This is a genomic window from Lachnoclostridium edouardi, from assembly GCF_900240245.1.
GTDB lineage: Bacteria > Bacillota > Clostridia > Lachnospirales > Lachnospiraceae > Lachnoclostridium_A > Lachnoclostridium_A edouardi.
Genome location: NZ_OESQ01000001.1, coordinates 2,656,826 through 2,675,017, shown reverse-complemented (window position 1 = coordinate 2,675,017; position 18,192 = coordinate 2,656,826). Strand labels below are relative to the sequence as shown.

Annotated in this window: 21 protein-coding genes and 1 tRNA gene; 8 read left to right on the top strand and 14 right to left on the bottom strand. The window is 43.7% G+C overall.

The window, feature by feature from the left end; all coding sequences use genetic code 11:
• The first annotated feature begins 47 nt into the window (after positions 1 to 47).
• Positions 48 to 1,427: an MATE family efflux transporter gene (locus tag C1A07_RS12750; protein ID WP_101877432.1), complete on the top strand. Its 1,380-nt coding sequence runs from the start codon at positions 48 to 50 to the stop codon at positions 1,425 to 1,427.
• A gap of 119 nt (positions 1,428 to 1,546) precedes the next feature.
• Positions 1,547 to 1,915, top strand: coding sequence for a TnpV protein (locus C1A07_RS12745; RefSeq protein ID WP_101877431.1), 369 nt, complete (start codon positions 1,547 to 1,549; stop codon positions 1,913 to 1,915).
• Between the two features lie 57 nt (positions 1,916 to 1,972).
• Here C1A07_RS12745 and C1A07_RS12740 read toward each other — a convergent pair whose 3' ends face one another.
• The 5 genes from C1A07_RS12740 to C1A07_RS12720 all read right to left on the bottom strand — a co-directional run bounded on the left by C1A07_RS12740 (position 1,973) and on the right by C1A07_RS12720 (position 6,319).
• The gene (locus C1A07_RS12740; protein ID WP_101877430.1) at positions 1,973 to 2,407 is read right to left on the bottom strand and encodes a winged helix-turn-helix domain-containing protein; all 435 of its coding nucleotides are present in this window, start codon (positions 2,405 to 2,407) and stop codon (positions 1,973 to 1,975) included.
• Between the two features lie 44 nt (positions 2,408 to 2,451).
• Entirely contained in the window at positions 2,452 to 3,099 is a 648-nt protein-coding gene (locus C1A07_RS12735; RefSeq protein WP_101877429.1) for a GNAT family N-acetyltransferase, read from the bottom strand.
• A 23-nt stretch (positions 3,100 to 3,122) separates the two neighbouring features.
• The gene (locus C1A07_RS12730) at positions 3,123 to 4,316 is read right to left on the bottom strand and encodes a serine hydrolase domain-containing protein (RefSeq protein ID WP_180952257.1); all 1,194 of its coding nucleotides are present in this window, start codon (positions 4,314 to 4,316) and stop codon (positions 3,123 to 3,125) included.
• A gap of 24 nt (positions 4,317 to 4,340) precedes the next feature.
• On the bottom strand, positions 4,341 to 4,895 hold the full coding sequence (locus C1A07_RS12725) for a GNAT family N-acetyltransferase (protein ID WP_101877427.1): 555 nt from the start codon (positions 4,893 to 4,895) through the stop codon (positions 4,341 to 4,343).
• Between the two features lie 80 nt (positions 4,896 to 4,975).
• A complete protein-coding gene (locus C1A07_RS12720) occupies positions 4,976 to 6,319 on the bottom strand; it encodes an MATE family efflux transporter (protein ID WP_101877426.1) in 1,344 nt (447 codons plus the stop codon).
• Between the two features lie 85 nt (positions 6,320 to 6,404).
• Between C1A07_RS12720 and C1A07_RS12715 the strand changes: the two genes are divergently transcribed.
• From C1A07_RS12715 to C1A07_RS12700, 5 genes are all read left to right on the top strand, one after another.
• Complete coding sequence (locus tag C1A07_RS12715) at positions 6,405 to 7,235, top strand: MerR family transcriptional regulator (RefSeq protein WP_101877425.1); 831 nt, start codon at positions 6,405 to 6,407, stop codon at positions 7,233 to 7,235.
• 454 nt (positions 7,236 to 7,689) lie between these two features.
• Complete coding sequence (locus C1A07_RS12710) at positions 7,690 to 8,235, top strand: hypothetical protein (RefSeq protein WP_101877424.1); 546 nt, start codon at positions 7,690 to 7,692, stop codon at positions 8,233 to 8,235.
• Between the two features lie 37 nt (positions 8,236 to 8,272).
• Entirely contained in the window at positions 8,273 to 8,464 is a 192-nt protein-coding gene (locus C1A07_RS12705; RefSeq protein WP_101877423.1) for a hypothetical protein, read from the top strand.
• 90 nt (positions 8,465 to 8,554) lie between these two features.
• Entirely contained in the window at positions 8,555 to 8,719 is a 165-nt protein-coding gene (locus tag C1A07_RS16230) for a hypothetical protein (protein WP_180952256.1), read from the top strand.
• A 72-nt stretch (positions 8,720 to 8,791) separates the two neighbouring features.
• A complete protein-coding gene (locus C1A07_RS12700) occupies positions 8,792 to 9,163 on the top strand; it encodes a TnpV protein (RefSeq protein ID WP_101877422.1) in 372 nt (123 codons plus the stop codon).
• A 273-nt stretch (positions 9,164 to 9,436) separates the two neighbouring features.
• Here C1A07_RS12700 and tnpA read toward each other — a convergent pair whose 3' ends face one another.
• The 7 genes from tnpA to nifS all read right to left on the bottom strand — a co-directional run bounded on the left by tnpA (position 9,437) and on the right by nifS (position 15,172).
• Positions 9,437 to 9,907: an IS200/IS605 family transposase gene (tnpA, locus tag C1A07_RS12695; RefSeq protein WP_101875601.1), complete on the bottom strand. Its 471-nt coding sequence runs from the start codon at positions 9,905 to 9,907 to the stop codon at positions 9,437 to 9,439.
• Between the two features lie 291 nt (positions 9,908 to 10,198).
• Positions 10,199 to 10,990: a LytR/AlgR family response regulator transcription factor gene (locus C1A07_RS12690; RefSeq protein WP_101877421.1), complete on the bottom strand. Its 792-nt coding sequence runs from the start codon at positions 10,988 to 10,990 to the stop codon at positions 10,199 to 10,201.
• 25 nt (positions 10,991 to 11,015) lie between these two features.
• Positions 11,016 to 11,103: transfer RNA gene (locus C1A07_RS12685), tRNA-Ser, on the bottom strand.
• 60 nt (positions 11,104 to 11,163) lie between these two features.
• Positions 11,164 to 12,336 (bottom strand): N-acetylmuramoyl-L-alanine amidase, encoded by a 1,173-nt coding sequence (locus tag C1A07_RS12680; protein ID WP_101877420.1) that lies wholly within the window; start codon positions 12,334 to 12,336, stop codon positions 11,164 to 11,166.
• On the bottom strand, positions 12,333 to 13,412 hold the full coding sequence (gene mnmA, locus C1A07_RS12675) for a tRNA 2-thiouridine(34) synthase MnmA (RefSeq protein WP_101877419.1): 1,080 nt from the start codon (positions 13,410 to 13,412) through the stop codon (positions 12,333 to 12,335). The genes C1A07_RS12680 and mnmA overlap by 4 nt, the downstream gene beginning before the upstream one ends.
• A 59-nt stretch (positions 13,413 to 13,471) precedes the next feature.
• Positions 13,472 to 13,909, bottom strand: a complete 438-nt coding sequence (gene nifU / locus C1A07_RS12670) for a Fe-S cluster assembly scaffold protein NifU (protein ID WP_101877418.1) — start codon at positions 13,907 to 13,909, stop codon at positions 13,472 to 13,474.
• A gap of 78 nt (positions 13,910 to 13,987) precedes the next feature.
• Positions 13,988 to 15,172, bottom strand: coding sequence for a cysteine desulfurase NifS (gene nifS, locus C1A07_RS12665; protein WP_101878145.1), 1,185 nt, complete (start codon positions 15,170 to 15,172; stop codon positions 13,988 to 13,990).
• A gap of 186 nt (positions 15,173 to 15,358) precedes the next feature.
• Between nifS and C1A07_RS12660 the strand changes: the two genes are divergently transcribed.
• Positions 15,359 to 16,864: a polysaccharide biosynthesis protein gene (locus tag C1A07_RS12660; protein ID WP_101877417.1), complete on the top strand. Its 1,506-nt coding sequence runs from the start codon at positions 15,359 to 15,361 to the stop codon at positions 16,862 to 16,864.
• 65 nt (positions 16,865 to 16,929) lie between these two features.
• On the opposite strand, the gene C1A07_RS12655 is transcribed toward C1A07_RS12660, so the two are convergent.
• Both C1A07_RS12655 and C1A07_RS12650 read right to left on the bottom strand, forming a co-directional pair.
• On the bottom strand, positions 16,930 to 17,856 hold the full coding sequence (locus C1A07_RS12655) for a DUF4886 domain-containing protein (RefSeq protein ID WP_101878144.1): 927 nt from the start codon (positions 17,854 to 17,856) through the stop codon (positions 16,930 to 16,932).
• Positions 17,857 to 17,878: 22 nt separating this feature from the next.
• The gene (locus C1A07_RS12650; protein ID WP_101877416.1) at positions 17,879 to 18,151 is read right to left on the bottom strand and encodes a type II toxin-antitoxin system HicB family antitoxin; all 273 of its coding nucleotides are present in this window, start codon (positions 18,149 to 18,151) and stop codon (positions 17,879 to 17,881) included.
• Positions 18,152 to 18,192: the final 41 nt, after the last annotated feature.

Sequence of the window (18,192 nt, the reverse complement as noted above, 5' to 3'; positions counted from 1 at the left end):
GCCTTTTAAAGGCCAATATTTCTTACATATACAGAATGGAGGATACTATGAATTCACCAAAGACGGTTAAGGGCAGCGCCATGGACCGCAATCAGATCACAGAAGGAGTTATCTGGCAGCAGCTTCTTCTGTTTTTCTTTCCTATTTTGTTCGGGACATTTTTTCAGCAGCTTTATAACACAGTAGACGCCGTAATTGTGGGACAGTTTGTGGGAAAAGAGGCGCTGGCGGCTGTAGGAGGCACTACCGGCACCCTTATAAACCTGTTTGTAGGCTTTTTCATCGGACTGTCCTCAGGCGCCACTGTTACTATTTCTCAGTTTTACGGGGCAAAGCAGCGGGTTTTAGTCAGCAGAGCAGTTCACACTGCCATTGCTTTTTCTATTGCTGTGGGAGCTGTAATGATGGTTCTTGGATTAATCGGCGCCCCCTATGCTTTAAAAGCAATGGAAGCTCCCGACTCTATTTTAGGACATGCAGTTATTTATCTGAGAATTTATTTCATAGGAATTATCGGAAATCTTATTTACAATATGGGATCTGGAATCCTTCGTGCAGTAGGCGATTCTAAACGCCCTCTTTACTTCCTGATTGCAGGCTGCGCCACCAATATTGTTCTGGATATTCTGCTGGTGGCAGTTTTTAACATGGGAGTGGCCGGCGCCGCCATTGCCACAATTATTTCCCAGGCTGTCAGCGCGTTTTTAGTAATCTGGGTTTTAATGAGAACCAATGAAACCTACAAGCTGATTCTCAGAAAACTGCGCCTGGATATTTCCATGATAAAAAGAATCGTCCAGGTAGGCCTTCCTGCAGGCCTTCAATCTGTTATGTACAATGCCTCTAATATTATTATTCAGTCCAGCGTAAACACATTAGGCACAGATACTATAGCGGCCTGGACTGCATACGGAAAAATAGACAGTCTGTTTTGGATGATTATAAATGCTTTTGGAATTTCCATCACCACCTTTGTAGGACAAAATTATGGAGCAGGAAAATCAGACCGGGTAAAAAAGGGAATCCGGGTATGTCTTGGAATGGCATTTGTGGCCACTGTGCTTCTCTCCTTTATTCTTTACCTTTTAGGATATTATATTTTCTGTCTCTTTACAGGAGATAGCGCTGTGCTGGAAAAAGGAATGGAAATCCTTCACTTCCTGGTTCCTACCTTTATCACCTATATTCTTATTGAAATTTATTCAGGTTCATTAAGAGGCACGGGAGACAGCTGGATTCCTATGATTCTCACTTGTATGGGCGTGTGCGTTCTCCGTATTGTGTGGATTATTGCCGCTGTGCCTGTTCACAGAGATATTAAAACAATTATATTCAGCTACCCTCTCACCTGGTCTGTTACCTCAGTACTGTTTTTTATTTATTTTCACTTTTTCAGCAGGCTGGGAAGGAAGAAAAACAAGATATAAAAAAGTGTGCGCCCTTCGGTCCGCATGGATAAGGATGTTAAGAAAAACTTTTGACAGAGTGTGAATCAGATTGGTTTCATGGATTTGTGACGAAATCCAAATCACTGGAGGCACACAAAATGAGAAAGCCAAATCTTAACTTATCCTACCATGAGCAGGACGGAGTACTGCTGCCGAACATTTGCATCTCCAACCCGCCGGAGGACGAGCAGCCCCTCGGGAGATACGGCCGCATGGCGCTTGCTTATCTACGGGAGAATCATCCAGAGCGGTATACCGTCTTGAAGATGGGTGGAACCCTCATGAAAACAATGCACCAAGTCCAGCGGGACGCACTGGAGCGGATAGAAGATCTGACTCAGCAAATGCTGCTTGACGATCCCCTGCCGGAGACGGAGGATCTTCTGGAACGCACACGCCACTGGAATGATTTAAAAAGTATGGCGGAAAAAATTGTTTTGCAGACCATTGTATTTCGTGTAAGATAATACGGACCGGGAGGGGCATGATGCCCCTCCCGGTTGCTTTGTCCTGCGTTGAAGCAGTCAACGTTCGGCCCTTTCTGGTTCCACAATCTTATACCCCACTCGGAAAACAGTTTTGATATAGATGGGGTGTTTGGGATCAGGCTCCAGTTTTTTCCGTAAACGCCAAATCGTATTATCCACAGTATTTGTACCAAATTCGCAGCTTTCTTCCCAGGCTGCATTGTAAAGCTGTTCCCGGCTAAAGACCTGCCCAGGTGATTTTGCCATACAGTGTAGGATTGAAAATTCACCGTAATTCAGAGGAACCTCTGCACCTTGATTCAATACCCGTCGCTGTTCTGGAAATATCTGAATATCACCTAAAGTTATAACAGAATCTTTACGGCTATCAGCATGGAGAATTTGGATGTCTTTGCCCTGAAAAATGTCCAAAATGAAGCGAAAGACACTTCCATCTGGGTCAGAAGTGCGGATGACGATAATCTCTTTCATACGATTTCCTCACGCAGAATAATAGAATGAACTAAATATAAGTTTCAGTTTATTTTCTGTGCGTGACTGGTTTGATGGTCATAGAGGAAAAAGGTCATTTCTTCCTGCTGTCCGTTTATATAAAAGCTGTGTTTCTTTTCTTGCTGACGCTCCATTCCCTGATGCTCGTAGAAGCCGTAATTGCAGCTTGTATCGGTGAATAAATAAAAGTTGCAAATGTGTTCTTCACGCATATATTCCAACGCTTTCTCAAACAATGCTTTTCCCACGCCCTTGCCCCGGCAGGTTTGACTGACCGCAAAAAAAGCCAGTTCTCCTTGATAATCCGTCTTGCACTGACACAACAATTCTTGGTCAATTGTTTCTACACATTCAAAAATGCGTGAAACTGTTCGTCCTTCTTTTGAGCATAATAGCGAGATGATGGAAGCAGCTCTTTTAATTGCAAAACCGAACGGACATTTATGCTTTTTTCGATTTTTTACCATGATGATTCCAACTGGTGTGTCATTCATCAAAGCAACCTGTGTGAACGTCTGATTTGCCAAACAACTGCTTAAATATACGCTTGCCAATTTAGCTGCTGTCTTTGGTGTACAGAAACGATCGTAGTTCCAGGTTTCGCGTACAACATCTTCCAATAATTTGCGATCTGACTTTTGATATTCTCTTAATATAATATGATGGTTCAAATTTAAACTTCCTCCTGTATTTTTTACTGAATACCATTGGAAATAGCTCTAAAGAATTCAATATGTTTTAACTCATATCCTTCAGACATAAAATCAGGATCAGCATTTGTTTTGACGATGATGATATTTTTTTCCGGGTTGACGTAGATGAACTGACCATAAACACCAATCGCCATAAATTCACCAGCACTGCCGTCAGGCACCCACCATTGATAGCCATATCCTATCGTATTATAGACATCCTGATTTGCTCCGGGTTTTGAATACTCGGCGCTGACATCGAAGCTATCCCTGACCCAATCCTTAGGAATAATCTGTTCACCGTTATAATTTCCATCATTCAGATACAGCCTTGCAAAACGGGCGTAATCCTGTAATGTAATGCTTAGACCACCCATAGCAAGTTCTGTATCGTTACTCAGTGTCCAATATGCATCATGCGCAGACCCAATTTTCTTCCACAATTTTTCTTCCATATAACCGGCAAGACTTTGACCAGTAGCATTTTTTATGACCTGTCCCAGTATTTCAGTGTTGATACTCAAGTAACGGCGATATGTATACGGCGCTTCTTTAACACCGTATTTTGCAACTACTTTCATAGGCGACATCCCCAGCAAAGTGCGTATGGAGTAATTGCTCATATCTTTATCTTCATCGAAATCAATGCCGGATGCCATCTGTAAACACGCCTTGATTGGGATGTTTTCCAAATCTGTTCCAACAAATTCTGGAATATATCTGCCTAACGAATCGTCAATGCTTTCTATATATCCTTCTGAAACAGCGATCCCCATCAGCGCGGATACAAAAGATTTTCCCATAGAATTGGAAGAAAAAACGGTATGTTCGTCTCCTCCGAAAAAGTATTTCTCATATTTGATTACATCATCTTTGATGACAAGCATAGCCGAAGTTTTTGTATCATTCATAAACTGATCTGTGGGATAGAAGTTTCCTGAAAAGTGGAAACCGTCTGCCAATGTGATATTTTCCTCTTTCACAAATTCAAACGTATGGTTGCTTTTGCTGATCTTAACAGTAGGTTGAATTTCGGGCGTATGCTGAAATGTATATGCCAGGTTTTCATCTTTGAAACTGTTTAACGATTTATACAGGATAGACAACTTTTCTCCCAGGCACAGCCACAGGATACCGATGATCAAGATAATACACCCTATGATAATGCCTGCTCGTTTTAAGATTTTCATATTCATAATACCACTCGCTTTCACAATCATTTAGTCTGTTTTGTCCATTGTTTGGAATGCCCTTGTTCTGGACAATCTGAATAACAATTTCCCAAGCGTATATGCTTGGATTTCAATAAATTCATCTTCTGTAACATTACTACCATAGCACAATAATTCCATATTACCGCTAACACTTCGCACCGAAATTCCAGAAGCTTGAAATCCGTTTTTCAAATAAAACCGTTTCCGGGCAATCCTCTGTTCAAGGTTATTCGCAGCCTCATCTATTTCTTCAATCAGCAGCAAGATACGCTTATTCGCATAGTGCCTGCATATTTCACCGAGTATTTTGCTCCCGGTTCCTTTACTGCGGATCTTGTTGGAAACCGCTAAATATTCAACTAAAACCATATCACGATAAGGAATCAATACGATAAACCCAGCAACAACACCGTTTTCTGATGCTACCCAAATTTCGGATTTTTCTTTTTGAGCAGCACGCTTTAAGAGAAAGAACGGCTTCCTTTCTGCTTTTGGAAAGGCTTCCATATAGATATTTTTTACATCACTCCATTGGCTCTGACAAATCCTTTTTATCTCCATTAAAATTCTCCTTTTCACCGTTTGAAATGTTACAGTTCTAAAACTGATATAATCGTTTTACCCAATATATATCAGTACAGTCAATACTGATACCGTTTCTTATTTTTCATAAACAGAATGAAAGACAGACAAATTGCCATTAGTTCAGCAACCGGCGTTGCCAGCCAGATGCCGGTTACGCCAAGCAGTGCCGGAAGTGTGAGCAGGGCGATGAGCATGAATACAAAGGAACGTGAAAACGCAAGGATTGCGGATACCACACCGTTGGACAGGGCGGTAAACATGCCGCTGGAAAAAATGTTGAAGCCGACAAACAGCAGCGCAAAGGAGCAGATCCGATTGCCTGTAACAGCGAGCGTATAAACAGGATTGTCCGGGCGTGTGAAAACAGATACCAACGGTTCTGTGATGGCCAGGGAGGTTGTAATCGTGACTGCTGTGATGGATAAGATCACGCACAGGCTCATCCGAACCAGTTTTCTCAATTTTGCGTGATTCTGTTCGCCATAGTAGTAACTGATCATGGGCGCTACACCGTATGTATATCCCGAATACAGTGAGCTTGCAAACATCAGAACATACATGATAATAGTAACTGCGGCAACGCCGTCTTCTCCTACATACTTCACCATTGTCCAGTTAAAAACAAGCGTAATAATACCTGTCACCAATGTGGTCGCCATTTCGGAACAGCCGTTTGCAGAGGCTTGCAGCAATACTTTAAAGCGGCACACGGGTTTCTGGAAGTGGAGCAGATTTTTAGCGTTTGAGAAAACAATCAGTCCGACAACAGCGGTCACAGAGTATCCCAATCCCGTTGCAATGGCAGCGCCGCCGATTCCCATATCAAATACAGCAATAAACAGATAATCCAATATGATATTGGTAATGCCGCCACCGATCGAACAAATCAGAGAAAGACCTGATTTTTCAGCCGCAATCATGTAGAGTGTAAAATTATTCATCAAAAGGATGGGAATTGTGAACAACAAGTAGCGGCTCAGATATTCCTGACAATAATTTGCCACCTCGACCGACAGAGAGTGGCTGTTGAATATGCTGTCCATAAACAGGTAGCCAAACCCGCACATGGCAAGACCTACAACAACATTAACTAAAATCAAAAATGTGAAATCCTGTCTTGCTTCATTCGTTTTCTTCTCGCCCATCTTTTTCATGACTGCCGCACTTCCGCCGGTAGCGAGCATGGTGGAAATGGCGGTCACAAGCTGTATCACAGGTGCGGTCAGATTGATGGCAGACAGGGCGCTTGTGCCTATCAAATTAGAGACAAACAGACCGTCAACCATTGTATAAAAAGACATGAACACCGACATTGCAATAGTTGGAACTGCAAATTTCAAAACATTTTTTAATGTTACAGGTTGATTATAAGTATTTTGTGATAATTGATTTTCCTGCATAGAGAATCCTCCTGCCCACTTGTTATTTTTCTCACATCAGATATAATAAACTATACTGTAACAGGACAGTCAAGGGGGATTTTCCATGTATTACGATATCAATAAATTGTTTACAATCGGGCAGTTTGCAAAAATACATAAAACGACCAAAAAAACTCTGATGTGGTACGATGAAATGGATTTGCTGAAGCCTGCTGTCATAGGCGAAAACGGGTATCGCTACTACACCTATTATCAAAGTCCAACCCTGGAAACGATTTTGATGCTGCGCGAATTAAATGTATCCATCGGTAAGATCAAGACCTTTCTATCAAAGCGTTCTGCGGAAAGCATGGAGCAACTGTTAAAGGAACAAATAGCAGACCTGGAAAACACCATATCCCATTTGAAAAGCATCCATCAGACGCTGACTGTCCGCCATCAGGATTTGGCGACACTATTAAATATGGATTTATCCCGCATTGAAATCGTGGAAAAAAAGAAGTGCTATCTGGCGGTTGTTCCTGCCAGAGAAGAAAATATAGAGGAAGAAATCGAAAGAGTGCTTGCAGAAACCCAAAAGCAAAAGCTGCGCCGACTGCATGACGCTTCCTATGGTTCCGTGATTTCGGTAGAAAATTTGTATCAGGGAAATTTCAATGCTTATTCGGCACTGTATATTGAAATCCCTGCCCCCATCTCAAAGGAGGGCTTACAGATACAGCCTGCCGGAAAGTATCTTCGGGCATTCTGCAAGGGAAGCTGGGATAAGCTGCCGGACAGATACAAAGAAATCCTTGCTTATGCAGAACAGCAAGGATTGACTCTGTGCGGCTATTCTTATGAAACCGGGCTAAACGAATCGGTCATTGAGCATTTCGATGACTATATTACGCAGATAGAAATTCCAATTATAAATCAAGTAACAGGAACTTGATTTATAATTGATAAAACGGATTCAGTTTTGTTTTACGACTGCCAGTGCACAGCTTGACAAGTTCTTTCATCCGCGCTATTCTTTTTGTAAGACAGGAAGAAAGACAACGCCCGAACTGCAAGGCCCTGTCCAGAAATCAAAGCAGTTCGGCGGAAGATCCAAAACAGAACGCCCTACACGGTCCGAACGACAAGTTTGGATGCGTGTAGGGCGTTCTCATTTGCCGGACGGAAAGGAGGTGCCCCTTATGGCGCGGAGCGGGCCGTCGGTACCGGACCCGCAGGGCCTTATCCCCGGAAAAGCGGAGTTTTTCGGGATAAGGCGGGAATAGCCGTCTTACCAGACGGCGGAATAACCGCTTGAAAGCAGTGCTTTCAACGGATTTTACAGGTATGATTTTTGAAACCGTCCCGAAAAACCGCCTTACAGCGTTTTCGGGGGAAAGGAGGCACGATTGAGCCACAGGGAACCTACTGTTTCCATCACCGTCCGCTTTCCCAAGGCCCTCGCCGGACGCCTAGGTGAGCGGGCCAAACAGGACCACCAGAGCGTTTCCACACTCCTGCGCCGCTATGCGGAACTGGGGCTGAACGGAGAGGACTATGCACGTCAGACCGCCCCAATACGGGACATTATCCGTGAAGAAATTACCCATTCTGTAAGACAGCAGACCGATCGCATCGCCGCGCTTTTGATCCGGCTGACCATCCTCTCAGCCAGCGGCTACTATGCGACTCTCGCTTTTGTGACCGCGTTTGTGGATCAGGACCGCTATACCTCGGTTGAGAAGATCGAGCGTATTGCCAGACAAATGGGGCTGGATTACGCCAGCGGACGGAAGAATCTGCTGGAATCCGGCATCAGCGAGTTGAACCGCGCCATTGTCAAACGCACGAAGCGGCCCGCTCCGGCCAGACGAGAGCCAAGCTACGAGGAGATGTGTTCCCCTGATTTTGACTTTGTCAACTACAACTACACCGATGATGATGACAATGACTAAGCAGGAAACCCCCATTTTGTGAGAAGGGAGGGAAGTTATGCAGGCTTCCGGCAATTTCCATTGTGACGAACACAATCGAACTGCCGAACAGAAAACCGAATTACACAGAACAACGATGACAATCGGCGGCGCGGTCTACCAGATCACCCGGCACTACCTGGACAGCGGCGCCGCCGTTACGGATAAACTCATTCGGCTGATGGAAAAGGAACTCCGGTCCGCCCACTAAAAAATACCTGGACGCGGCGGTCGGTTTCCAGTATAATCAAGCTGTCACAAACCAAGGGAACCGATTTGACCGCACACAGAAAGGAGCAGCATGGAACTTCGGTCAAATCAAACCATGACCGCTCTCTACTGCCGGTTGAGCCAGGAGGATGAGCTGGCCGGAGAGAGCAACAGCATACACAACCAAGAGTTAATATGTAAAGGGTGGTTTCTGCCATCTAATACATATGACTGCGGCTCATTTGTGGTGAATTGAAAAGCAGTTGTAAGAAAGGAGTCAAAAAAGCCTTATAACCGCTGGAAATCAACGCAAAAGGAGCTGAACTTTATGAAATCTATCTTTGAAGAAATGGGCGGCACATACCGTCAAGAGGGTGATTATTTTATCCCCAACCTTATCCTACCAGATACCGGCGAACATCAGATTGGCAAATATGGGCGTATGCGCCGCAGTTATCTGAAAGAGTACCGTAAAATCCTCTACAACAACTATGTGCTGGAGGGAACGCTGTTCAAGCATTTAGTTGAAATCGATCAAGCCTGCAACGAGCGCATTGAAAACATCGTTTCCGATATGGCAAAGCAGGAAGGTGTGACCGAAGCACTCAAAGCAACTAACCAAATAGAATGGGTGCGCCGCATGAACAGCATCCGCAGCCGTGCGGAGGAGATCGTTCTAACCGAACTTGTATATGCTTAGTCAAGACCACCGGCTAAGCCGGTGGCTTGCTTTGACCCTATAAGGGTCTGTTACCGGCACTGGAGTCTAAAGACTCTCCGAAATAGGTTCGCCAAGCGCAACATCATTTACCTACTAAGCCCTAAAGGGCTTATTNAGTCAAGACCACCGGCTAAGCCGGTGGCTTGCTTTGACCCTATAAGGGTCTGTTACCGGCACTGGAGTCTAAAGACTCTCCGAAATAGGTTCGCCAAGCGCAACATCATTTACCTACTAAGCCCTAAAGGGCTTATTTTATTTGTTTGCTTTTACTGGCTCACCCGTAAACGGGTCAATATACTCTTTCAGTGTCATCTGATCATATTCCAAATCTTCTTGTAACTGATTTGCTATATATTCCTGTATTTTCTTTGCATTTTTCCCTACCGTATCTACATAATATCCTCGACACCAAAAATGTCTATTTCCATATTTATATTTCAAATTTGTATGTCTTTCAAATATCATAAGTGTACTTTTTCCTTTCAAATACCCTACAAAATACGATACACTAATGCTTGGCGGAATTTCTACTAGCCTATGTACATGATCTGGACATATCTCTGCTTCTACAATTTTTACACCTTTTCTTTTGCATAACATACTTAAAATATTTGCTATATCCTGTTTTATTTTTCCGTATGCTATTTTTCTCCTATATTTTGGTGCAAATACAATATGATACTTACAATTCCATTTTGTATGTGATAAACTGTTACTATCCATATGGATACCTCCTTTGTTTATTAATGCGGTTGGCGAACCTTACATTAATTATAACACTGGAGGTTTTTTGCTGTAAGCTGAAGCAATTCTAACTCACCTGCATAGCAGGTGGTTTATTTGTTTTCCAAAGTTCCGTTTTTCGGATCAACGAAAAACTCCACAATGGTAAACAGGGCTTTGCCCTAACAATACAAAACAGGACCTTAATATGTACATATTATAGGTCCTGTTTCTCTAATCTGCAATGAATTTTCCATAAACGGCGCTTCCACACCTATGAGTGGTAAATTTCTATCCTTCTCTTACAGCCCACCTTACTGCTCCCAGTCTCCGTCTGGCAACAGGAAGTTTCAGCCCATTAAACATAGTTACTGCCCCCGGCTCCAGCTGCCGGATGTATATAATATTAGCCACAACCGACCTGTGAATTTGAACAAATTCACTGGCCAGATTCTCTGTTACCTCTTTAAAGCTTTTAAGGGCCAGAATTTCCCTGTCTATGGTGCCTATAATACAGTACTCGCCGTCAGCTTTCACATAAACAATGTCCAAAATAGGAAGAAAATATTCTTTATGTTCTGAGGATGTAAAAATCAGCCGCTCCCGTCTTCTCCAATCTCTCAAAAGGCGGTCTAAATATTTTCCTGTATCAATTCCTGCTTTTCTTGGAAAATCTTCATTTTCCTCCAAAATGTGAAGAGGGTTTGATAAATGGAGATGAATAATAGATAATTTCATATTCTCCCATTTCCAGATAAAGGTTACTCTCTGTGTCTCGCACAGCACCATATCTGCCCCTTCTTCTGTATATCCCATGTATCGTCCCGCCACCACACATGTGTTTTTGTCGCTGTGAATCACAGAATATTCCTGCCCCTGCAGGTATACATTGGGAATATCATCTTTTACTGTACAGTGCTTGATACATTCTGCTTTTCCACTGTAATACTCTTCCTTCCCTGATGCAATCCATAAAATATTCTGATCCATGGCCTCAATAAATGGCCCGGGATTTTTCATCCACCATTCTTCCAGCACATACTGCGTACTTTTTAAACACTGAACCTGCAATTCCTTTTTCATTATCTTATCCTGTATATATATGAAACGGAGACGGAGGGATTCGAACCCTCGTGCCGGTTTCCCGGCAAACTGATTTCGAGTCAGTCTCGTTATGGCCTCTTCGATACGTCTCCAAACCCTAACCACTGAATTATACACGATTTTCCATGATTTGTGTAGTGGTTAGGGAAAGTTTACTTGTTAAAATATTGATTCACCCCTGTTACAAGGCCGGACGCCAGCTTTTCCAGGGCAGCCTCCGAGTGGTCTGAAGCTCTGTCACCCAGCTCAATATCTATTGAGGGGATTGTGGAAAAGGAGGTTTGAGTCAAGTCCATTTCCATGGCTCCGCCGGAAAATATTTTTACTCCAGCTGCCCTTAAACCGCTTACCAGACTTTCCCCTAAAGCATTGTGCTGCTGCCAATGTGACTTTACAGGCTCCATATTTCTATAGGAAGCCACATTAGGCACGCTCATGTAAAAGGCTCCTTTATCACTTGTAGTAGAATCCCAGTGCAGGGATATATGGCAGTCCGCCTTATTGTTGGCGATTACTGTTCTGGCTATGTTGTCCAGCTGTACGTCGTCGCTTTCCCTGATCATCAACACATCATAGCCCTCTGCCAAAAGCTTTTTCTTTAAAATTTTAGCTGCTGCCAAAGTCACCTTGTGCTCCGCTGTGCCGTCTAAAAACTCTGTGCCTGAAGATACTGCCACCGCAGAGGTGGCCCCAGACTGAGTAGTTCCTCCCGTCACTTTTGGAGTGCCGTCCGGATGGCACTGGGTCTTTACAGAGCTTCCGCCCTTTGTGCCGTGGCCTGGATTGACGCACACTGTAATTCCTTTTTTACCTGCCGCCTCTGACCGGTAAAGAACAGCTGCGCCTGAAGTGATTTTTGCAAAATCAGCATATTTCCAGGAGGAATCCAGACTTACTTTTATGCCTTCTGATAAGTTTTCTGTACCTTCACCAGTTTCTCCCACCACCTTAGGTTCAGGCTTCTTTGTGGAAAGGTAATCAGAAGAAATATATGCTGTGGCTCCATTGTAAATCACTCGGCTCCAGGACTGATTGTAGCCTGTCCTTTTCAGGGAATCCCCTGTATTCAGTCTTGTAATTACTGCGCCAAAAGCCCCAGGCTCCTGTCTCACATTTACATTAGAGCCTGTTACATAAACAGTCTGATCTACCGCCTCCATAGCAGGAGCTGTTTCCTTTGTCACGGAAATATCCAGACTGCTTACCTCTGCCTCTTCATAGGCAATATCCTCAAATTTGCCGCAGCCAGTTGCAGAAACCACGGCTGCTGCAGATAAGGCGCAGCTAAATATTATATATTTCAGGAATTTCCATCTGTTTTTCATAAAATGGTCCCTCCTCCCACCACATAGTCTCCGCTGTAAAACACCACCGCCTGACCGGGAGTAGGCGCCCTCTGGGGCTCCTCAAATACACATTCTACTATGCCCTTCTCCAGCTCTTTAATCTGACATCCGGCTCCCTTATGACTGTATCTGATTTTGGCGTCCACCTTCATAGTCTCACCGTGAAGCCCGTCCACTGCCATCCAGTTTAAATTGGTGCAGCGCACTGTATCCGTGAAAATATTATCAGAATTTCCAATTACCACCTGGTTTGTCTCTGGCCTGATGGCCGCCACAAAAACAGGATGGCCCATAGATAAATTTAACCCTTTTCTCTGACCAATGGTATAGTGGGAGATTCCTTTATGCCTGCCCAGCACCTTTCCGTCCATATCTACAAAATCACCTTCCGGAGGCACATGCCCGGCATTTTCCTCAATAAATTTTGCATAGTCATTATCAGGAATAAAACAGATTTCCTGGCTGTCCTTTTTGTGAGCCACAGGCAGATTCATCTCCTCCGCCATAGCCCTGATTTCCTCTTTTGTATAATCTCCCACCGGCATCAGGGTGTGGGAAAGCTGCTGCTGAGTCAGATTATATAAAGCGTATGTCTGATCCTTGGCGGCTGTGGCAGATTTTCTTAAAGCATATCTGCCGTTTGGCAGCTGCTCCACCCTTGCGTAATGGCCGGTGGCAATATATTCTGCTCCAATATCCATGCTGCGTTTTAAAAGGGATTCCCACTTTACAAAACGGTTGCAGGCTATACAGGGATTAGGGGTGCGCCCGTGTACGTACTCATCTACAAAATAATCCATTACATGAGACTTAAATTCTTTCCTGAAATTCATTACGTAATAAGGAATGCCCAGCTCCCAGGCCACTTTTCTGGCGTCCTCCACAGCGCTTAAACCGCAGCAGCCTCCGTTTTCCTCCTGTACTGCCTGTTCCTCTTCCTGCCAGATCTGCATAGTTACGCCGATCACGTCATATCCCTGTTTTTTTAACAGCCAGGCAGCTACAGAAGAATCTACTCCTCCTGACATGCCTACTACTACTTTTTTTCCGCTCATCCCTTATTCTCCAGATTATCTTTTATTTGAAAAACCTGTTTTTACTCTTTTTTCAAGGATTAATATTCTTCCTCTACTTCCTCTTCTCCAATATCAGACTTAGGCTTCTTCAGTCCCTCAATATGGATTCCGTTTTTCTCGGCATAGTCCCAGAGAGCTGCATGAATTGCCTCCTCTGCCAGAAGGGAACAGTGTACTTTTACAGGAGGCAGTCCGTCCAAAGCTTCGCAAACAGCCTTGTTTGTCACTTCCATGGCTTCCTGAACAGATTTGCCTTTTACCATTTCTGTAGCCATGCTGCTGGTAGCCACAGCTGCCCCGCAGCCAAATGTCTTAAATTTTACGTCCCGAATAATCTGGTTCTCGTCAATGTCCAGATAAATTCTCATAATATCCCCGCACTTAGCGTTTCCTACAGTGCCTGTCCCGCTTGCGTTTTCAATTTCTCCTACATTTCTGGGATGCTCAAAATGATCCATTACTTTTTCTGTATACATATATTTACCTAAAAGCTCCAGGCGGAACTTGCTGGCCTTTTGCCTGCCGGCCCCAGCCTGGCGTCCTTTCCTTTCTCTTTATTTTAAATTCTTTTTCACAAAGTCCTCATATAAAGGAGACATATTTCTTAAACGTTCTACTATCTCTTTAATTTTCTCTGCAACGTAATCCATCTCTTCCTTTGTGTTTTCTTCATTTAAGCTTAAACGAAGAGAACCGTGGGCGATCTCGTGAGGCAGTCCGATGGCCAGCAGCACGTGAGACGGGTCTAATGAGCCCGAAGTACATGCAGAACCGCTGGAGCCGCAGATGCCGGCCATATCCAGCATAATCAATAAAGATTCTCCTTCAATAAACTGGAATGCAAAATTTACGTTATTGGACAGTCTTTGCTCCCTATGGCCGTTAATCCTTGTGTAAGGAACAGAGGCCATAACCTTTTCTATTAAATAATCTCTCAGCTCTTTTTCCTTCCGGCTGCGCTCTTCCATTGTATTCACAGCGATTTCCACTGCTTTTCCAAGACCTGCAATTCCCGGCACATTCTCTGTGCCTGCACGCCTTTTTCTTTCCTGAGCGCCTCCGTGAATAAAGGAGCCCAGCTTTAAGCCTGTTCTAATATATAAAAATCCGATGCCCTTAGGGCCGTTCAGCTTATGGCCGCTGGCGCTAAGCATATCAATATTACACTGATCTGCGTGAATCGGAATGTGTCCAAATGCCTGGACTGCGTCTGTGTGGAATAAAACGCCGTGCTTTTTCGCTATCTTTCCAATCTCTTCTATTGGCTCCACTGTACCGATTTCATTGTTTGCAAACATAATAGAAATCAGTATTGTATCAGGACGAATGGCTTTTTCCAGCTCTTCTAAGCTGATCAATCCATTTTCGTCTACATCTAAATACGTAACCTGAAATCCCTTCCGCTCCAGATACTCACAAGTGTGAAGCACAGCGTGGTGTTCAATCTTGCTTGTTATAATGTGCTTTCCCTTGCTTTCGTAAGCTTCGGCTGCTGCTTTAATAGCCCAGTTGTCAGCCTCTGTTCCCCCTGCAGTAAAATAAATTTCATTTGGTTTTACTGAGAGAGCCTTTGCAATTACCTCTCTGGTATGGCTGATAGCCTGCTTACTCTGGTTAGAAAATTCATATACAGAAGATGGATTTCCATAATATTCTGTAAAATAAGGCAGCATAGCTTCCACGACCTCTGGCCGCGTTTTCGTCGTTGCCGCGTTGTCAAGATAAATGATTTTATTCATATAATCCGCCTTTCTATCCCTGTTTTTTGGTGTCTCCAAATCAGGGCCGTTCTTAATATTACGTAGAACAGAAGTTAAAAGCTTCATCTACAGCTTCCATTATATAGTATATTCCTATAAATTCAATAGGAATAATCAAATTTTGTCCAAAATATAATATAATAATTTCCATTTTCAGGGATAATTATGAATATTTCTCAGCAAAAACGTGCTTTTCTTACAGGAACCCTTCTATTAACAGCCACCGGCTTTGCCTGCAGAATCTTAGGCTTTTTCTACCGGATTTTTCTTTCCAGAACCATAGGAGCAGAAGGGCTGGGACTTTACAACATGGTCCACCCTGTTTTCGGAATCTGCTTTGCCTTATGCGCCGGCTCTATTCAAACCGCCGTTTCCCAGGCAGTTGCCTCTAATGTGGAAAGGGGAAGAGCTGCTTTTAAGGCTGGCCTTGTAATTTCTCTGACTATGGCCGTTTTCCTTGGATGTATTATTTGGAACTTTGGAGATTTTCTGGCAGTGAATCTGCTTATGGAAGAGCGGTGCGCTCCCCTTTTGCCTTTTGTTGCCGTATCTGTGCCCTGCTCTGCTATCCACGCCTGTATTAACGGATATTATTATGGTCTTCAGAAAACCAAGGTGCCGGCTTTTTCCCAGCTGGCGGAACAGCTGGTCAGAATCGGAGTAGTATTTCTCCTGGCAGGGATTATGGCGGAAAAGGGGATTGTTATTACTGTACAGCTGGCTGTTTTAGGCCATCTTTCCGGAGAAATCGCCTCTTCCTTTTACACCCTTTTATCTATCTGCCTCTTTCCTCCCAAAGGAGGGAATAAAAACTGCTGCCCTTTTCTTGCCTCTGCAAGAGAAGCAGCCCCGCCTCTTATGGCCTTAGCCCTTCCCCTTATGGGAAACCGCTTAGTTTTAAATATTCTGGCCAGTATGGAAGCCATTTGGATTCCCAACAGACTTCAGGCCTTCGGCCTTTCCTCCTCAGAGGCTTTAAACGTTTACGGAGTGCTTACAGGCATGGCCCTGCCCTTTGTTTTATTTCCTTCAGCTATTACTAATTCTGTAGCTGTCCTTTTGCTGCCTACAGTGGCCAGAGCCCAGTCCTTTGGCAACTGGAAAAGCATTTCCTCCACTATATCCATGTCTGTCCGCTACAGCATGTATATGGGAATTTTATGTATCGGCGTATTTACCTTTTACGGCTCCCAGTTAGGCCTTACAGTGTTCCACGACTCCAGCTCAGGAAACTTTATTAAAATCCTGGCCTGGCTTTGCCCTTTTTTATATTTGTCCACCACCACCGGCAGTATTTTAAACGGCCTTGGAAAAACCTCGGCCACATTTGTGCAGAATGTGGCGGCTCTTCTCCTAAGACTGGCATTTGTGCTGTTTGGCATTCCTGTTTTTGGCATCCAGGCCCTTTTATGGGGAATGTTAATCAGCGAGCTTTTTTTATCTCTGCTGCACATTTATTCTTTAAAAAAATGTTTTGCCTTTTCCTGGAATCCTTATCAGATGATTGTAAAACCGGCGTTTTTCTTGTTTATTTCCGCCGGCATCACAAAAGCCGCCTCCGGATGGCTAAAACTTCCAACGACTCTCCCTGAATTTCTTCAGCTATGCGTTTACATTGGAATCCTAAGCCTGTCCTACAGCGGCCTGCTTCTTTTATTTCACAAACATTAATTTTATTTTCCTGCCTGTATAAAGTGCCCGTATTTTGGGCACTTACATGCAATATAGGAATGTAGTTATAAACTTTCCCCCAGCATATAGTCAGCGGCGATTTTCTGAAGCCTTCCAGCAGTTTCCTGATCCAGCACATCTATATACTGATTTCCCTCAAGCGTTTCCTGAAACAGCAATGCATAAGCTGCGCACGCTGTTAAGTATGTACCTGTTTCAGAAGGATGCTGACCATCCTCTCCCCAAAGCTGCAGTTCAGAATCTTGGGAAAGGGCTTCCATAAACAAGTCTCCTCCTGGCAGCAATAAGCTGTCCAGTTCTCTGGCAATTGTCTGGTAGCTTTGGGAAAGAGCCTTCTGCACTGTTTCTGCGCCAAAAATTCCCGTACCGTCTTCAGGGGACCAAGTCATAAAAAATCCTGTCTGGCCTCCTGCATTTTTAATTTTCTCATTCAGGATTCTGGCATAAGGAAACATCTTTTCCTCTGCTTTGCTGAAAACGGCGTTTGTATTATCCTGCAGAAATACAAAGTCCCATTTTTCCTCTGTCAAAGCCTGGTAAAGAATTGCCCCCAGCTCATCTTCCGGATCTGCAAACATTTCTAAATAGTACATGCCTTCTGTCAAATCGTAAACATCTACATTATGGCCTCCTGCAAAAGCCAACTCTAAAAACATACCTGGCAGATTATTTACATATGTATGGCTGTTGCCTACAAATAAGATTTTGCTGCCCTCTGAAGCCACTGGATCAGGCTTTTTATTATACCGCCCTTCCTCCTTGGCCTCACCTTTTGTTTCCTCTGTTTCAGTTTGACTGTCCGCAGCTCCCTCTGTCACTTCTTCCTGCATTTCTATTGCACTCTCTTCAGTCTCTACGGCGCTCTGATTTGTTTCTGCAGACTTTTCTGCTTTATTCTGACATCCGTTTAATAATGTGGACACAGCTAAAATTGCTGCCCACAAAACCAATTTTCCCCTGATTCTTATCATAACCTTCTCCCTTAATATTTTATCAGTCATATCCTTCTACAAACTTTATACGCGTAGCAATATACTGAATTCTTTCCCCTTCTTTTAATTGAATTTTCTCTAATGGCGTATGATACGGCAGCTGGGTAGTCTCCTCCAGCTCCAGCATAATCCAGTTGGCCTCAGCTTCTTTCGCCCGGTCAATGGCCTGCTCTAAATACGCGCCTTCCACATAGCAATCTTCCAAATCAGGAAAATAAATATAATATGTTCCATCTTCTTTACAGCCAATAACGGCTGGATATTCAAATCTCATATTCACACCTCAGATACTTTTTATTTCATAATAAATACTTT

Coding starts and splice junctions, on each gene's coding strand:
- nifS (WP_101878145.1), bottom strand. CDS start 15,172: ATGAATAAAATCATTTATCTTGACAACGCGGCAACGACGAAAACGCGG.
- C1A07_RS12750 (WP_101877432.1), top strand. CDS start 48: ATGAATTCACCAAAGACGGTTAAGGGCAGCGCCATGGACCGCAATCAG.
- C1A07_RS12740 (WP_101877430.1), bottom strand. CDS start 2,407: ATGAAAGAGATTATCGTCATCCGCACTTCTGACCCAGATGGAAGTGTC.
- C1A07_RS12730 (WP_180952257.1), bottom strand. CDS start 4,316: ATGAATATGAAAATCTTAAAACGAGCAGGCATTATCATAGGGTGTATT.
- C1A07_RS12700 (WP_101877422.1), top strand. CDS start 8,792: ATGAAATCTATCTTTGAAGAAATGGGCGGCACATACCGTCAAGAGGGT.
- C1A07_RS12745 (WP_101877431.1), top strand. CDS start 1,547: ATGAGAAAGCCAAATCTTAACTTATCCTACCATGAGCAGGACGGAGTA.
- C1A07_RS12715 (WP_101877425.1), top strand. CDS start 6,405: ATGTATTACGATATCAATAAATTGTTTACAATCGGGCAGTTTGCAAAA.
- C1A07_RS12660 (WP_101877417.1), top strand. CDS start 15,359: ATGAATATTTCTCAGCAAAAACGTGCTTTTCTTACAGGAACCCTTCTA.
- C1A07_RS12705 (WP_101877423.1), top strand. CDS start 8,273: ATGCAGGCTTCCGGCAATTTCCATTGTGACGAACACAATCGAACTGCC.
- C1A07_RS12725 (WP_101877427.1), bottom strand. CDS start 4,895: ATGGAGATAAAAAGGATTTGTCAGAGCCAATGGAGTGATGTAAAAAAT.
- C1A07_RS12655 (WP_101878144.1), bottom strand. CDS start 17,856: ATGATAAGAATCAGGGGAAAATTGGTTTTGTGGGCAGCAATTTTAGCT.
- nifU (WP_101877418.1), bottom strand. CDS start 13,909: ATGTATACAGAAAAAGTAATGGATCATTTTGAGCATCCCAGAAATGTA.
- C1A07_RS12680 (WP_101877420.1), bottom strand. CDS start 12,336: ATGAAAAACAGATGGAAATTCCTGAAATATATAATATTTAGCTGCGCC.
- C1A07_RS12690 (WP_101877421.1), bottom strand. CDS start 10,990: ATGAAAAAGGAATTGCAGGTTCAGTGTTTAAAAAGTACGCAGTATGTG.
- mnmA (WP_101877419.1), bottom strand. CDS start 13,412: ATGAGCGGAAAAAAAGTAGTAGTAGGCATGTCAGGAGGAGTAGATTCT.
- C1A07_RS12720 (WP_101877426.1), bottom strand. CDS start 6,319: ATGCAGGAAAATCAATTATCACAAAATACTTATAATCAACCTGTAACA.
- C1A07_RS12650 (WP_101877416.1), bottom strand. CDS start 18,151: ATGAGATTTGAATATCCAGCCGTTATTGGCTGTAAAGAAGATGGAACA.
- C1A07_RS16230 (WP_180952256.1), top strand. CDS start 8,555: ATGGAACTTCGGTCAAATCAAACCATGACCGCTCTCTACTGCCGGTTG.
- tnpA (WP_101875601.1), bottom strand. CDS start 9,907: ATGGATAGTAACAGTTTATCACATACAAAATGGAATTGTAAGTATCAT.